Origin of the sequence: Sulfitobacter aquimarinus, from assembly GCF_040149565.1 — a bacterium.
GTDB lineage: Bacteria > Pseudomonadota > Alphaproteobacteria > Rhodobacterales > Rhodobacteraceae > Sulfitobacter > Sulfitobacter aquimarinus.
In genome coordinates, this window is the sequence record NZ_JBEFLO010000011.1 from 78,544 (window position 1) to 92,585 (window position 14,042).

At 59.9% G+C, this 14,042-nt stretch carries 15 protein-coding genes; 9 read left to right on the forward strand and 6 right to left on the reverse strand.

Translation table 11 applies throughout. The features are described 5' to 3' along the window. Positions 1–5: 5 nt before the first annotated feature. The gene (locus ABMC88_RS16500) at positions 6–1,223 is read left to right on the forward strand and encodes an MFS transporter (protein WP_349577985.1); all 1,218 of its coding nucleotides are present in this window, start codon (positions 6–8) and stop codon (positions 1,221–1,223) included. Here the strand turns inward: ABMC88_RS16500 and ABMC88_RS16505 are convergent. Next, positions 1,208–1,348, reverse strand: coding sequence for a hypothetical protein (locus ABMC88_RS16505; RefSeq protein ID WP_349577986.1), 141 nt, complete (start codon positions 1,346–1,348; stop codon positions 1,208–1,210). The two genes, ABMC88_RS16500 and ABMC88_RS16505, sit on opposite strands and share 16 nt — an antisense overlap. Positions 1,349–1,440: 92 nt before the next feature. Here ABMC88_RS16505 and murJ point away from each other — a divergent pair, with 92 nt between their 5' ends. Continuing rightward, entirely contained in the window at positions 1,441–2,985 is a 1,545-nt protein-coding gene (murJ, locus tag ABMC88_RS16510) for a murein biosynthesis integral membrane protein MurJ (RefSeq protein WP_349577987.1), read from the forward strand. Here murJ and ABMC88_RS16515 read toward each other — a convergent pair. Further along, positions 2,982–3,677, reverse strand: coding sequence for a rhomboid family intramembrane serine protease (locus ABMC88_RS16515; RefSeq protein ID WP_349577988.1), 696 nt, complete (start codon positions 3,675–3,677; stop codon positions 2,982–2,984). The two genes, murJ and ABMC88_RS16515, sit on opposite strands and share 4 nt — an antisense overlap. Before the next feature lie 87 nt (positions 3,678–3,764). Between ABMC88_RS16515 and trpS the strand changes: the two genes are divergently transcribed. The 5 genes from trpS to ABMC88_RS16540 all read left to right on the forward strand — a co-directional run bounded on the left by trpS (position 3,765) and on the right by ABMC88_RS16540 (position 9,520). Continuing rightward, complete coding sequence (gene trpS, locus ABMC88_RS16520) at positions 3,765–4,787, forward strand: tryptophan--tRNA ligase (RefSeq protein ID WP_349577989.1); 1,023 nt, start codon at positions 3,765–3,767, stop codon at positions 4,785–4,787. A gap of 118 nt (positions 4,788–4,905) precedes the next feature. After that, positions 4,906–6,960: a calcium-binding protein gene (locus ABMC88_RS16525; RefSeq protein WP_349577990.1), complete on the forward strand. Its 2,055-nt coding sequence runs from the start codon at positions 4,906–4,908 to the stop codon at positions 6,958–6,960. A gap of 149 nt (positions 6,961–7,109) precedes the next feature. Next, entirely contained in the window at positions 7,110–8,216 is a 1,107-nt protein-coding gene (locus tag ABMC88_RS16530; RefSeq protein WP_349577991.1) for a class II histone deacetylase, read from the forward strand. A gap of 3 nt (positions 8,217–8,219) precedes the next feature. After that, a complete protein-coding gene (locus tag ABMC88_RS16535) occupies positions 8,220–8,792 on the forward strand; it encodes a nitroreductase family protein (RefSeq protein WP_349577992.1) in 573 nt (190 codons plus the stop codon). 2 nt (positions 8,793–8,794) lie between these two features. Beyond that, positions 8,795–9,520: an EI24 domain-containing protein gene (locus ABMC88_RS16540; protein ID WP_349577993.1), complete on the forward strand. Its 726-nt coding sequence runs from the start codon at positions 8,795–8,797 to the stop codon at positions 9,518–9,520. Here ABMC88_RS16540 and ABMC88_RS16545 read toward each other — a convergent pair. Together ABMC88_RS16545 and mce are read right to left on the reverse strand one after the other, a co-directional pair. After that, the gene (locus ABMC88_RS16545) at positions 9,450–9,746 is read right to left on the reverse strand and encodes a DUF1467 family protein (RefSeq protein ID WP_349577994.1); all 297 of its coding nucleotides are present in this window, start codon (positions 9,744–9,746) and stop codon (positions 9,450–9,452) included. The genes ABMC88_RS16540 and ABMC88_RS16545 overlap by 71 nt on opposite strands. A 3-nt stretch (positions 9,747–9,749) precedes the next feature. Further along, complete coding sequence (gene mce, locus ABMC88_RS16550) at positions 9,750–10,154, reverse strand: methylmalonyl-CoA epimerase (RefSeq protein ID WP_349577995.1); 405 nt, start codon at positions 10,152–10,154, stop codon at positions 9,750–9,752. 127 nt (positions 10,155–10,281) lie between these two features. On the opposite strand from mce, the gene ABMC88_RS16555 reads away from it, so the two are divergent. After that, positions 10,282–11,001, forward strand: coding sequence for a response regulator (locus ABMC88_RS16555; protein ID WP_349577996.1), 720 nt, complete (start codon positions 10,282–10,284; stop codon positions 10,999–11,001). On the opposite strand, the gene ABMC88_RS16560 is transcribed toward ABMC88_RS16555, so the two are convergent. Further along, positions 10,998–11,735, reverse strand: coding sequence for a GNAT family N-acetyltransferase (locus tag ABMC88_RS16560; protein WP_349577997.1), 738 nt, complete (start codon positions 11,733–11,735; stop codon positions 10,998–11,000). The genes ABMC88_RS16555 and ABMC88_RS16560 overlap by 4 nt on opposite strands. Before the next feature lie 153 nt (positions 11,736–11,888). Between ABMC88_RS16560 and ABMC88_RS16565 the strand changes: the two genes are divergently transcribed. Next, positions 11,889–12,080, forward strand: a complete 192-nt coding sequence (locus tag ABMC88_RS16565; RefSeq protein WP_349577998.1) for a hypothetical protein — start codon at positions 11,889–11,891, stop codon at positions 12,078–12,080. Between the two features lie 30 nt (positions 12,081–12,110). Here ABMC88_RS16565 and aspS read toward each other — a convergent pair whose 3' ends face one another. Further along, the gene (gene aspS / locus ABMC88_RS16570) at positions 12,111–13,889 is read right to left on the reverse strand and encodes an aspartate--tRNA ligase (protein ID WP_349577999.1); all 1,779 of its coding nucleotides are present in this window, start codon (positions 13,887–13,889) and stop codon (positions 12,111–12,113) included. Positions 13,890–14,042: the final 153 nt, after the last annotated feature.

Here is a 14,042-nt window from a genome sequence, read left to right on the forward strand (position 1 = left end):
ATTGTTTGAGCCACCACCGCACCATCGCGCTGATCCCGTGGTTTCAGTTTTTCAACAGCCTGCTGTTCTGGCAGGCGGTGTGGTTTTTGTATTTTCAGGCCAAACTGTCGGGCGCCGAGGCGATCGTTCTGTATTCCGTCTATGACATCTCGACCACCGTGCTGGAGGTGCCTTCGGGGTATTTCTCCGACAGGATCGGGCGGCGGGCGACGCTGCTGTTGTCGGCGGCGTGTTATTTGCTGGGCTGTCTGGCGCTGGCCGTCGGCGCCAGCTTTGGGATGTTTGCCTTGGGGCAGTCGTTGATCGGCGCGGGTTCTGCGTTCAAATCGGGCACCGACAGTTCGCTGTTGTTTGAATCGCTACAAGCGACAGGCCGCGCAGACGAGGTTGAGGCGCAAGAGCTGCGGGCATGGCGGTTCTCGCTTGCGGGGTTCGCGATGTCCGCGCTGATCGGCGGCGCGATGAGTCTGCATTCCGTCACCCTGCCTTTCTACGCTACCGCCGCCTCCTTTGCCGTGGCTTTCGTGCTGGTGCTGTTGATGGCGGAACCTGCCCGACAAGAAGCCCGCGCCCAAAGCCTGCGTAGCCAGATCGCGGCGCTGAAATCGGCGCTGCTGCATCCTGTGTTGGCGTGGTTCTTTGTTCTCACGGTGCTGATGTATGCCTTTAGCCACCTGCCCTTTGTCTTTGGCCAACCCTTCATCCTGACCGCGCTGGACGGGTTGGGGATCGCCGCGCAGGCGCCTTTGGTCAGCGGTGCGGTGACCTGCGTGATGATGCTGTTGTCGGGTGTGGCGTCCTTGTTTGCCGTACGGATGCGCCATGCGTTGGGGTTGCCTGTTCTCGTGCTGCTGGCTTTTGGCTTGCAGATCACGCTGGTGGGGGCGCTGGCGCTCAGCACATCCGTGCTGGTGATTGGCGTGTTGCTGTTGCGGATTGTGCCGGACTCGCTGGCCTATCCTTTCATCCTTGCCCGCATCCAGCCTCTGCTGGAAAGCGGAACGAGGGCCACATATCTGTCGCTCAAAAGCCTTGGCGGCAAGGTCTTCTTTGCCGCGACACTGTTTTTGGCGGCGACCTCGGCGCAGCAAGCGGGCGTGCTGCCTGCGGCAGATCTTCAGCGTATTCTTGGATGGTATGCAGTGGCAGGATTGGCGTGCCTTGGACTGCTTGCGCTTGCAGCGACGAGGGTCCAGATCACCCCGCCTCAAAAAACCGAGTGATCGACAAGGGGCGCGTGGCCGTCTTCAGCGATGAGCGTTTCGCAGAAAGCGAAGAGCGTTTGCGTGCCCGTCTCGGGCGTGGCATTCGCGTCATAGCTGAGACGCTCCGCGTCCCACACCAGCACTGATACAGTCGCTGCGCAAGCGCTGCAAAAGAGAATTGCGCATCGCCCCACAGACCGCTAGGCCAAGGCAACACGTAAAAGAGGCGCACCCCATGAAACCTATCCGTCTGATGACCGGCTTTTTCACCGTGGGTGTGTGGACGCTGCTCAGCCGTGTGCTGGGGTTCCTGCGCGAGGTGATGATCCTGTCGCTGATCGGACCTGGGCCGCTGATGGACGCGTTTGTGGCCGCCTTTCGCCTGCCAAACATGTTCCGCCGCTTCTTTGCCGAAGGGGCGTTTAATGCGGCGTTTGTGCCGATGTTCTCAAAACGGTTGGAAGGTGCGGACGGCGCGCCGGAGTTTGCGCAGAATGCCTTTGCGGGATTGTTCTTTGTCGTTACCCTTCTTACGGCGCTGGGGATGGTGTTTATGCCCGCTCTGGTTTGGCTCACCGCCGAAGGTTTTGCGGGTGACGGGCGGTTTGATCTGACCGTAGGCTACGGGCGCATTGTCTTTCCATATATCCTGTTCATGTCCCTGTCGGCGCTGTTTTCGGGCATCCTGAACGCGACGGGGCGGTTTGCCGTGGCAGCAGCGGCGCCTGTCTTGCTCAATATCTTTGTGATTGGGGCGCTTGGTATTGCCGCGCTGACAGGGGCAGAGGCGATCAGCTGGCTGATCTGGGCCATTCCAATAGCAGGCGTTGCGCAGTTGGCGCTGACGTGGCGGGCGGCGGCGCAAGCGGGGTTCAAACTTCGTCCTGCGCGCCCGCGCTGGAACGCGGATATGCGTGATCTGGTGGTGATTGCATTGCCTGCCGCACTTGCCTCGGGGGTGATGCAGATCAACCTTGTGGTGGGGCAGCTTGTCGCCTCGCAATATGAAAACGCGGTGAGCTGGCTGTTTGCGGCGGATCGTTTGTACCAACTGCCCCTTGGAGTGGTCGGCATTGCCGTGGGCATCGTGCTGTTGCCCGATTTGTCGCGCCGCCTGCGGGCGGGCGATGATGCAGGCGCAAAGACAGCGCTCAGCCGTGCGGCAGAGATTTCGCTGGCCCTGACCATCCCGTCGGCGATCGCCCTGATCGTGATCCCCATCACGCTGGTGTCCGTGTTGTTCGAGCGCGGTGCGTCAGACACGGACGACAGTGCGGCGATTGCGACTGCGGTGATGATCTATGGCCTTGGCCTGCCCGCATTCGTTTTGCAAAAGATCGTGCAACCGCTGTATTTTGCCCGCGAAGATACCAAGCGTCCGTTCTATTTCGCGCTGGTGGCGATGGTTGTGAACGCGGGTCTGGCCGTGGGGCTGGCGGGGTATGTCGGCTGGCTTGCCCCCGCGATTGCCGCAACTGTGGCGGGCTGGGTGATGTATGCGCTGCTGGCCATTGGCGCACGCCGCTTTGGCGATGCAGCACAGGTCGATGCGCGGTTCCGCAAACGGATCTGGCGGATCATCGCAGCCTCGGTGATTATGGGCGCGGCCTTGTGGTTCTTTAACCTGCAACTCAGCAGCCTGCTGTCCCTACCGTGGTGGCGCGGCATCGGCTTGATCATTCTGATCGGTGTGGGTGCGGTCAGCTACTTTGGCGCGGGCCAGATGTTGGGCGCGTTCAAACTGTCCGAGTTCAAGGCCGCGGTGCGGCGCGGCGGCTAACGCTGGCGCAGCTTACCCAGAATACGCGCCCACTCCCCCGGCGCGAACAGAAAGCTGAGCACAAAGCCGCAGACAAAACCCGACAGCTCCGCCACCCAGCCGTAGCCGACCGATGAAAACAGGCTCCAGACCAGTTGCAGGCCCATGAGCATGGCAATGAGGGTGAATGCCTCCATCTGCTTGCCGCCACTGGCGGCCAGCTTGCGCCACATCAGGAAACTATAGCCGCCGATCAGGCCATAGACAGGCGGATAGGCCCCGACCAGCCAGACAGGATCATCCAGCACCAGTGCATAGATCAACGCGCCCCCAATGCCCGAGCAGACAAACAGCGCCAGCATGGCAAACTGGCCCATCACCTCGGCGCAGAGCTTGCCCAGCGCCAGCATCAGAACGATAGCGATCAGCGCGTGGGTAAAGCTGAGGTGGATGAACGGATAGGTGATAAACCGCGCCAGATGTTCGGGCGGGAAGTAACGCTGTGCCAGCATCGCGTCGAACAGATCACCCGAAAAACCCCAGTCGCGCACCAGACCCAGACGCCAGCCAATGGCCGACGGGCCACCGACCAGCCCCGCCTCACCCGCGCTTAGTGCGAGTTCGATCCCGCCCGCAATCAGGAACAGGATCACCACGATAAACGGCAGCTTGTTAAACGGTGGCTCAAAATCGGGATCATGTTGGTCGGACATCGGGTAACTCTCGGGCTTGGTTGACGGGAACCTGCGCCATGGGTAAGCCCATTGCCACAGCATATCCAGCCCCAAGCGGAGCATTCCATGACCGATACCACATTCACCCCCCGCGTTTTCTCTGGCATCCAGCCTTCGGGGGGCCTGACACTGGGCAACTATCTGGGCGCGATCAAGCGGTTCGTGGATATGCAGGATCAGGGCGACTTTGAAACCGTCTATTGCATGGTAGACCTGCACGCGATCACGGCCAAGCTGCTGGACCCTGCCACCCTGCGCCACAACACGCGTGAATTGGCGGCGGGCTTTATCGCCTCGGGGATCTCTCCTGAAAAATCCATTCTGATTAACCAGTCCCAAGTGCCCGAGCACGCGCAGCTGGGCTGGATCTTTAACTGTGTCGCCCGCATGGGTTGGATGAGCCGTATGACCCAGTTCAAAGACAAGGCCGGCAAAAACGCCGAGGCCGTGTCGCTGGGGCTGTTCGCCTACCCTGCACTGATGGCCGCCGACATTCTGGTGTACCACGCAACCCACGTGCCCGTGGGCGAGGACCAGAAACAGCACCTCGAGCTGACCCGCGACATCGCAAATAAATTCAACCACGACTACGGCGTAAACTTCTTCCCCGAGGTCGAGCCCGTGATCGAGGGCGCCGCCACACGCGTGATGAGCCTGCGCGACGGCTCTAAAAAGATGTCCAAGTCCGACCCATCGGATGCCAGCCGCATCAACATGACCGATGACGCCGACACGATTGCCAAGAAAATCCGCAAGGCCAAGACCGACCCCGACGCCCTCCCCTCCGAGATCGAAGGGCTGGCCGACCGCCCCGAGGCGCGCAATCTGGTGAACATCTATGCCGGACTGAGCGAACAAACCGTCGAGCAGGTTTTGGCAGATGTCGGCGGTCAGCAATTCGGGACGTTCAAACCCGCTTTGGCAGAGCTCGCCGTCTCCAAGCTCGCCCCGATCTCGGGCGAGATGGCGCGGCTGATGGCGGACCCTGCCGAGATTGACCGCCTGTTGGCAAAGGGTGCAGGCCAAGCGCGGGAGATTACCGCGCCGATCCTGAAAAAGACCTATGAGATTGTCGGGATGGTTGGCTGAGGGCACGCCTGCCCACTTGCGTCTTTCGGGCCTAAACTTGCGTCAGGAAATTTGCTTTCGTGACACGTGAAGGCATGGCATTATGGTGCCCACTCTCTGAGGAAAGGCACAGCTTGCTATGATCACGCCCGTTACCTTTGACTTCGACCTGTCCGACCTCGACACCGATGACACATCGCTTGACCGCACGACAATCACCGCGCTGAATGATGGCGGGGTTATGGTAACGTCTACGGTGTTTTCGGGGTCTAGCTATGCAGTCGTGGCGGGCATTATGAACGCCGACGGATCGACCCGCGTTCCCTTCTTTGAGGTAAGCCCCGATAACGGCGGGCGCCAGATCGACAGCGATGCCACATTGCTCAGCAATGGCAACGTGGTGGTGGCATGGCACGCAAGCTATGACGGGCGTTTGCCCAACCGATACGATGCGAATGGCGCCGTGACAGCGGTCATTAGTCCGCAGGGTGATATTCTGTCAGAAACCTTCCACGGCTATGGCCGTGAGCCAAGCGTGACGGCGCTGGCGAATGGCAGCTATGCAGTGGCATGGTGGGCGTCAGAACGTTGGGCGCCTTATGGGGACGGCGATGGCAACGGCATCTTTGGCCAGCGCATCAATGCCGATGGCACCCATGCGACCGCACGCACACAGATCAACGTCACAACCGACGACCAACAGGATTTCCCGACCCTCACCACCCTGTCCAATGGCAACATCGTTGCCAGCTGGTTTGACGAGGACTATGACGACTTTGAAACGATGTACGTCAGGGGCATCATCCTCAACTCGAACATGGTCGCCCTCACCCCCGAGCGTGAGCTGTTCACCCTGTTCCCCGGCGGCAGTGGCAATATCGACCTGGAGCCTTTGCCCAACGGCCGCTTTGTCGCGGCATCAACCGAAGGCGTGCGGATATTCAACGCAGACGGCACACTCAGCAGCACGTTGGACCTGTTCCCGTCGCCGCCCCTGTCAGACCCGCGTATTGATGTCTTTGACAACGGTGATTTCGTCGTCGTATGGGCCAGCCCGCTGATATCCGACCCCATAGGCGATAGCGACGCAGGTCAAATTCTGCTCCAGCGTTTCCATGCAGACGGCACACCCGCCAGCACGATTCTGCGCGTGGACTTCAACCCAGATGACGCGCAAGAACGACCCGATGTGGCGGCCCTGCCCGACGGGCGCATTGCCGTAACGTGGTATGACACCGCAGCCGACGATCAGACATCGGGCACCCCGCCGTCTCAGGGGCGTATCCTGACCGGGAATGATCAACTGACAGGCCCGCAGGACGATATTCTGTTCGGGACGAACACGGCGGATTACATGCGCGGCTGGGCGGGGAATGACATTCTCAACGGGAATGCAGGCAATGACACGATTGATGCGGGTGCGGGCGCGGACCGCGTTGTCGGCAATCTGGGTGATGACCTGCTGATCCTGCGCGGCTTTGGCGCATTTGAGGAGGATCTGGTTGCCTTCAACGTTTCGAGTGCGACACAGATTGGCACGCAGGCCCAAGTCAGCCTTGATCCCTATCTGCGGGTCGAGGACGTGACGCTGGGCGGTGGCGGTTTTGATACGATCCGGCTGGAGGACGAAGACGGGGTCGCTTTTTTCCTGCACGACGCGTTCTCGGAGTTTTATCAGGGGACGGTCCTGCGATTGGACAGCTTCGGGCGGGGCAGCACCACACGTTTTGACGGAATTGAGCGGATTGTATCCGCGTCTTTCGGGGATGACTTGATTGATCTGACCAGCCCCGACTATTCGCTGGCGGATCAACAGATCGAGATTGACGCAGGTGAAGGGTTCGACATCATCTGGGGCTCTGACGCGGATGAGACGATATTGGGTGGGCGCGGCAATGACACGCTGTTCGGCGGGACGGGTACCGATGTCCTGACGGGCGGCTTTGGCGCGGATGTGTTTGAGTTCACGCGCACATCGACGGACGTGACAATTACAGATTTCGACGCCAGCCTGTCGGATAGCTTGCTGTTCTACAATGCGGGTGGGGCAACATTTGATGCAAGCTCTGCCGTGTTGTCGGGTAATCAGCTGAGCATCACCTACGCGGATGCGGACACAGGCGCCGACAACACCTTGTCGATCACCATTCTGGGTGCGACTGCCGATGTGCTGTCTGCCATTGAGGTCTTGTAAGACAAAGCGCCCGAAGGGAACCGATGGCTGCGAGCCACAAGGCATCCTGCAAAGCCGAGTAAGCGGAACAGCGGCATGTGCGATGCAGGGATAGCGTTGGACAATCCCCGCCCGCTTTGCCACCCTGCCCGCAGCTAAAGGAGGCCACGATGGCAACGGGATTTTTCTGGGATGAAAAGACATTTTGGCACGCAGGGGGCAACTATGCCATGACGCTGCCCTTGGGCGGCTTGGTGCAGCCGCTGGCCGCAGGCGGCCTGCCCGAAAGCCCCGAGACAAAGCGCCGCTTCAAGAACCTGATTGACGTGACGGGCCTGTCGGCCGAGCTGGACATGCGCAGCGCCGCCCCCGCCAGTCGCGAAGAGTTGCTGCGCATCCATCCCGCCGCCTATCTGGACCAGTTCAAGGCAACCTCCGATACGGGCGGCGGCGAGTTGGGGCACCACGCCCCCTTTGCCAGCGGCGGGTATGAGATTGCCACGCTGTCGGCGGGTCTGGCGACACAAGCGGTGCGCGATGTGCTGCGCGGCGATCTGACCAATGCCTATTCTCTCTCGCGACCGCCGGGGCATCATTGTGAGCCAGACAAACCGATGGGATTTTGCCTGCTGGCCAATATCGCTATCGCTGTCGAGGCGGCCTTGGCCGAGGGCCGCGCCAAGCGCATCGTGATCCTGGATTGGGACGTGCATCACGGCAACGGATCGCAGGCGTGCTTCTACGACCGTGACGATGTGCTGACCATCTCGCTGCATCAAGAGGGGAACTACCCGCTTGATAGCGGTCATCTGGCGGAGCGTGGCGCGGGAGCAGGCGAAGGCTTCAACCTGAACCTGCCGCTGCCTGCGGGGCTGGGCCATGAGGGGTATCTGCATGCCATCGACCATGTGGTAATCCCGCAGATCACCGCCTTTGCGCCCGACCTGATTATTGTCGCCTGCGGCTATGATTGCGCGGCCCCTGACCCGCTGGCCTCGATGCAGGCGATGGCGGCGACGTTCCGCGCCATGACCGAGCGGATGAAAGCCACGGCCGAGGATGTCTGTGACGGCAAGCTGGTAGTCGTACACGAAGGCGGCTATTCCGAGGTCTACGTCCCCTTTTGCGGCCATGCCGTGCTGGAGGCGATGAGCGAGAGCAGCGTGCACGCGCCCGACCCGCTGGAACGGAACCTGAAAGCGCGCCAGCCCAACGCGCGCATGTTGGCGTTCCAGAAGCAATTGATCGACGATATGGCCACAGAGCTGGGGATATAGACTATGCCGACACCGAACCCGCAGGCACTTGAGTTCCTGCAAACCCGCCGTTCGCGCCCTGCCAAAACGCTGGACGCGCCTGTGCCGGACCGTGAGGCCCTGACAGAGCTGCTGCGCGCCGCGGCCCGCACGCCGGATCACGGCAAGCTGGAGCCGTGGCGGTTTATCGTCGTGGACCGTGCCGCGATGGCGCCGCTGGCCGAGCTGGCGCAAACACGCGGAGAGGCGCTGGAGCTTGCGCCCGAGCAGATCGCAAAGGGGCGTGCCCAGTTTGATCAGGGCCATCTGGCCGTGGTCGTGGTCGAGGTCCAAAAACCGTCGCAGAAAATCCCCGCGCTTGAGCAAACCTACAGCGCGGGTGCTGTGTGTCTGGCCTTGCTCAACGCAGCGCTTGCCGCAGGTTGGGGGGCGAACTGGCTCAGTGGCTGGGCCAGCCATGACCGTATGTTTATGGAGCAAGGCTTTGCCCTTGCCCCGCATGAACGTATCGCGGGCATCATCCACATCGGCACCGAAAAATCCGCCCCGCCAGAACGGCCCCGCCCCGATTTGGAGGCAATCACCACGTGGCTGTAGACATGATTATCAAAGCATTCAGCCTTGCGCTGGGGCAGCTGAGCGACCCGCGCTTTCGCCGTGTGCTGTTGTTGGGCATTGGTGGTGCGCTGGCGCTTCTGGTGGGGTTCGCATGGCTCTTGTCAGCTGGCGCTGCGGCCTTGGTCGGCGACAGCATGACCATCCCTTTTGTGGGCGAGGTCCAGTGGCTTGATACGGTGTTCAGCTGGGGCGCTGTTGTGGTGGTGATGGGGCTGTCGGTGTTTCTGATGGTGCCTGTGGCCAGTGCGATCACCTCGTTCTTTCTGGACGATGTCGCAGACGCGGTTGAGGCCGTGCACTACCCGCATATCCCGCAGCAGCCCCGCACGCCCCTGTCAGAAGCCTTCCGCGACACGTTGGGGTTTCTCGGGCTGGTGATCGGGGTGAACCTGCTGGCGCTGGTTCTCTATGCGCTTTTTGCACCTGTGGCGATTTTCATCTTCTGGGCTGTGAACGGCATGCTGTTGGGGCGTGAATACTATACCCTCGCCGCCATGCGCCGTGTCGGGCGCAAACGCGCCAAACAGCTACGCCGCAAGCATTTTATGACCATCTGGGCAGGTGGTATTCTGATGGCGATCCCGCTGTCTGTGCCCCTGCTAAACCTTGTAATCCCTGTGTTGGGGGCGGCGACGTTTACCCATCTGTTCCAGATGTTGCCGCAGGGGCCCCGCGGCCCCACCAGTCCTCCAGATTATCCACGCTGATCACACCCGACAGGATGATCGCCACGAACGCGCCCCAGATCACGAAAGAGATCAACGTGCACCACAGCGCCTTTTTCTTGAGGTGGTGATGTTCGGGCGCGCCTGCATGCGTGCCCGGAACCACGTCCTTCAGATCACCCTGTGTTTGCACACGAATTGGCAGTATAATCAGGAACAGCATGAACCAGACAACGGCATACAGAACAATGGCAGAGACGATCCCCATGGCTCAGACCTGCTCCAGCTCGACCAGTGCGCCGTTGAAATCTTTGGGGTGCAGGAAGATCACAGGCTTGCCATGCGCGCCGATCTTTGGCTCACCATTGCCCAGCACACGCGCGCCGGTTGATTTCAGGTGGTCGCGGGCGGCGATGATGTCGTCGACCTCGTAACAGATGTGGTGGATGCCGCCTGCGGGGTTTTTATCAAGGAACCCCTGGATCGGAGAGCCTTCGCCCAGCGGGTACAAAAGCTCGATCTTGGTGTTGGGCAGTTCGATAAAGATGACCGTGACGCCGTGATCAGGTTCGTCCTGCGGCGCACCTACATTGGCACCAAGGGCATTGCGGTATTGGTCGGCTGCGGCCTCTAGGTCCGGCACGGCAATCGCTACATGGTTCAAACGGCCTATCATCGGTCTCTCCTACATGTGGTTTGTGACCTTATGCGCTGCAAATGCGCAGCGCGCAATGCGGCGCGTTAACGCCCCATTAGGGATGCCTGCGTAACGATAGGTTATAGGGATAGAATCGGAGAGCAACATGGATACCAATGACCCTTTTGCGGCCAATTATCCGGCCCCAACCGCCGCACGCCCCCTGCTGGGCCTAACCGTTCTTGTCGTCGAAGACAGCCGCTACGCCTGTGAAGCGATGCGCCTTTTGTGCCTGCGCTCCGGCGCACGGATCAGGCGCGCCGATTGTATCCGCTCTGCCCGCCGCCACCTTCAGGTCTATCGCCCTTCTGTTGTGGTCGTGGACCTCGGGCTGCCTGACGGCAACGGGGCTGACCTGATTGCCGAACTCGCCGCCGTCGAGACAGAGCGCAGTGTCGTACTTGCCACTTCGGGGGATGACATGTTGGAGGCAGAGGCAATGGCGGCTGGCGCCGAAGGGTTCCTGCAAAAGCCGATCACGTCACTGGCGGTGTTCCAGCAAATGATACTGGCCACCCTGCCCGCCGATCGCCAACCCCCAGGATTGCGCAGCGTTGTGGATGAACATGTCTCACCGGACGAGCTGGCCTATCATGACGATATAACCTACGCGGCCGAGCTTTTGGACGATTCTCCTAGCGATCAGGCGCTTGATTACATCGCACAGTTTCTGGAGGGGGTGGCGCGCTCTTTTGCGGACACACGGATGGAAACTGCGGCGCGGGCGCTTGCGGGTCGCCGTGCGGCGGGGCTGACCGCGTCTTCCGAAACCGCACAGATTGCAGGGCTTATTCAGGAACGTCTGGTCACACGGGTCGCGATTTAGCGGGGTTTCACGACCAAAGGATCATCAGCTGCACGCACAAGGCGCGTCATATCCGACAGGCTTTCGCGCTGCCGTCCCTCTGCATCAAAATTCGCAGGGTCCAACCATGCGGCATAGGCTTCTTTTAACGCGGGCCATTCCGCGTCAATCGCAGCGAACCATGCGGTATCGCGGTTGCGCCCCTTGGTGACCATCGCCTGACGGAAAACACCCTCATAGCTGAACCCGAACCGCTGCGCGGCGCGGCGTGACCCAAGGTTCAGCGCGTTACACTTCCATTCATACCGCCGGTAGCCCGCCTCGAAAACCTGCGCCATCATGTGATACATCGCCTCTGTCGCTGCGCGGGTTTGCTGTAACGCAGGGCTGAAGTTGATGTGCCCCACCTCGATCGAGCCAGCATCAGGGGCGATCCGCAAGTAGCTGGCCACGCCTTCCCACTGTCCCGTTTCCAAGTTCTGAATGGCGTAAAACCGTGGGTCGTCCAACTTTGCATGGTCGCGGACCCAGCGATGGTACTGCGATGCAGAGGAAAACGGACCATAGGGCAGGTAGTCCCAAACATGATCGTGATCCGCAAAAGACCGAAACAGTAACGCGGCATGTGCTTCGGCATCCAAACGCTCTAGCCGGACATATCGTCCCTCAAGCGTAGTCCATGAGGGCACAGCGGGCGGCGTCCAGTTTTCGACAATTGCGCCAAGCTGCGCTGCGGAGGGGGCATGTGTATTCATAAATCATTGATAGGGTGCCAGACGCTACAGGCCAAGCCCCGATTAAGCCACTGTAAGTGCATCAAATTGAAGATACTACTGCCCGCGCCCCTCCCAATCGTGCCTTATTTCGGCACTAAACTTGCCCCTGCGAAGATAAATAGGAGCGTGTGTATGAGACAGTTTTTCAGCCGGTATATTCGGGGGACATCGGGTGCGGTTACCGTGGATTGGGTTGTCCTGACGGCGGCTGTTGTCGGGCTGGGCATCTCGGCAGCTGTTAACATCGCCAATGGGACGACCGAAATGGGCAGCAACGTAGGAGAGTTCCTCGCGACTGAGCGTCCGTTCATCCAGAACGAATAAGGCGCCGTGATTTCTCACAGCGCCTTTGACTTAGTCCTGTGGAATCACCCGCAGGCCCAGCTCCATCAGCTGGTCGGGCATGGGGTCGTTCGGCGCGTTCATCATCAGATCTTCGGCGCGCTGGTTCATTGGGAAAAGGATAACTTCGCGGATGTTGCTTTCTTCTGCCAGCAGCATCACGATGCGGTCGATACCAGCAGCACAGCCGCCGTGCGGAGGCGCGCCGTATTGGAACGCATTCACCATGCCACCGAACCGCTTGCGCACTTCGTCTTCGCCGTAACCCGCAATCTCGAACGCTTTAAACATGATTTCAGGGCGGTGGTTCCGGATCGCACCGGACACAAGCTCGTAACCGTTACACGCCAGATCATATTGATAGCCCAGAACATCAAGCGGGTCGCCGTTCAGCGCGTCCATCCCGCCCTGGGGCATTGAGAAGGGGTTATGTTCGAAATCGATCTTGCCCGTTTCTTCGTCTTTTTCATAAATCGGGAAATCCACGATCCACGCAAAGGCAAAGCGGTCCATATCGGTGAGGCCCAGCTCTTCCCCGATCACGTTACGGGCACGGCCAGCCACTGCTTCGAACGCTTTTGGCTTGCCACCAAGGAAGAAGGCGGCGTCGCCCACGCCCAGACCAAGCTGCTGGCGAATTGCTTCGGTCCGCTCTGGCCCGATGTTCTTTGCCAGAGGGCCCGCGGCCTCCATCCCTTCGCCCTGATCGCGCCAGAAGATATATCCCATACCGGGCAGACCTTCTTTTTGGGCAAAGGCATTCATGCGGTCACAGAATTTGCGGCTGCCGCCTTTTGGCGCTGGGATGGCGCGGATTTGCGTGCCTTCCTGCTCCAGCAGTTTTGCAAAGATCGCGAAGCCCGAGCCAGCGAAATGCTCTGACACGACTTGCATCTTGATCGGGTTGCGCAAGTCGGGTTTATCCGAGCCGTACCAGAGGGCCGCATCCTTATACGAAATCTGAGGCCAGTCCTGATCCACGGCCTTCCCGCCGCCGAACTCTTCAAAGATACCGGTCAGAACAGGCTGGATCGTGTCGAAAACGTCCTGCTGCTCAACAAACGACATCTCGAGGTCAAGCTGGTAAAAGTCTGTAGGAGAACGGTCTGCACGCGGGTCTTCATCGCGGAAACAAGGTGCGATCTGGAAGTATTTGTCAAAGCCCGAGACCATCAACAGTTGCTTGAACTGCTGTGGCGCCTGCGGCAATGCATAGAATTTCCCGGGGTGCAGACGCGATGGCACAAGGAAGTCACGCGCACCTTCAGGGCTGGAGGCCGTGATGATCGGGGTCTGGAATTCCTTGAACGACTGATCCCACATCCGCTTGCGGATGGAGGTCACAACATCAGACCGCAGCACCATGTTGCGCTGCATCTTCTCGCGGCGAAGGTCGAGGTAGCGATACCGCAGGCGGGTTTCTTCAGGGTATTCCTGTTCGCCAAAGACTTGCAGGGGAAGGTCCCCATTCACGCGGCCCAAAACCTCAATCTCACGAATAAAGACTTCAATCTCACCTGTGGGGATCTTGGTATTGATCAGGCTCGCATCGCGTGCCTTCACCTCGCCATCAATTCGGATGCACCATTCAGCGCGGACCTTTTCGACGTCAGCGAACGCGGCGGAGTCGGGGTCACAGATCAATTGCGTTATGCCGTAGTGATCGCGCAGGTCGATAAACAGGACGCCGCCGTGGTCACGTACCCGGTGAACCCAACCAGACAAACGAATTTTATCGCCAACATGGCTGGCGTTTAGGTCGGCGCAAGTTTGGCTTCTGTAGGCGTGCATGTTGTTCTCACTTTTGTTGAGCGCAATATGAGTTGCGCCGAAATCTGGGCTTGCTTTGTTGCGCCGAGATACATCGCGGGTTGGGTTCAAAGTCAAGGGTATGCGGCGATAATGGCAATGATATTGGTGTTATGGAGCTGTTGCTTTTCGTGG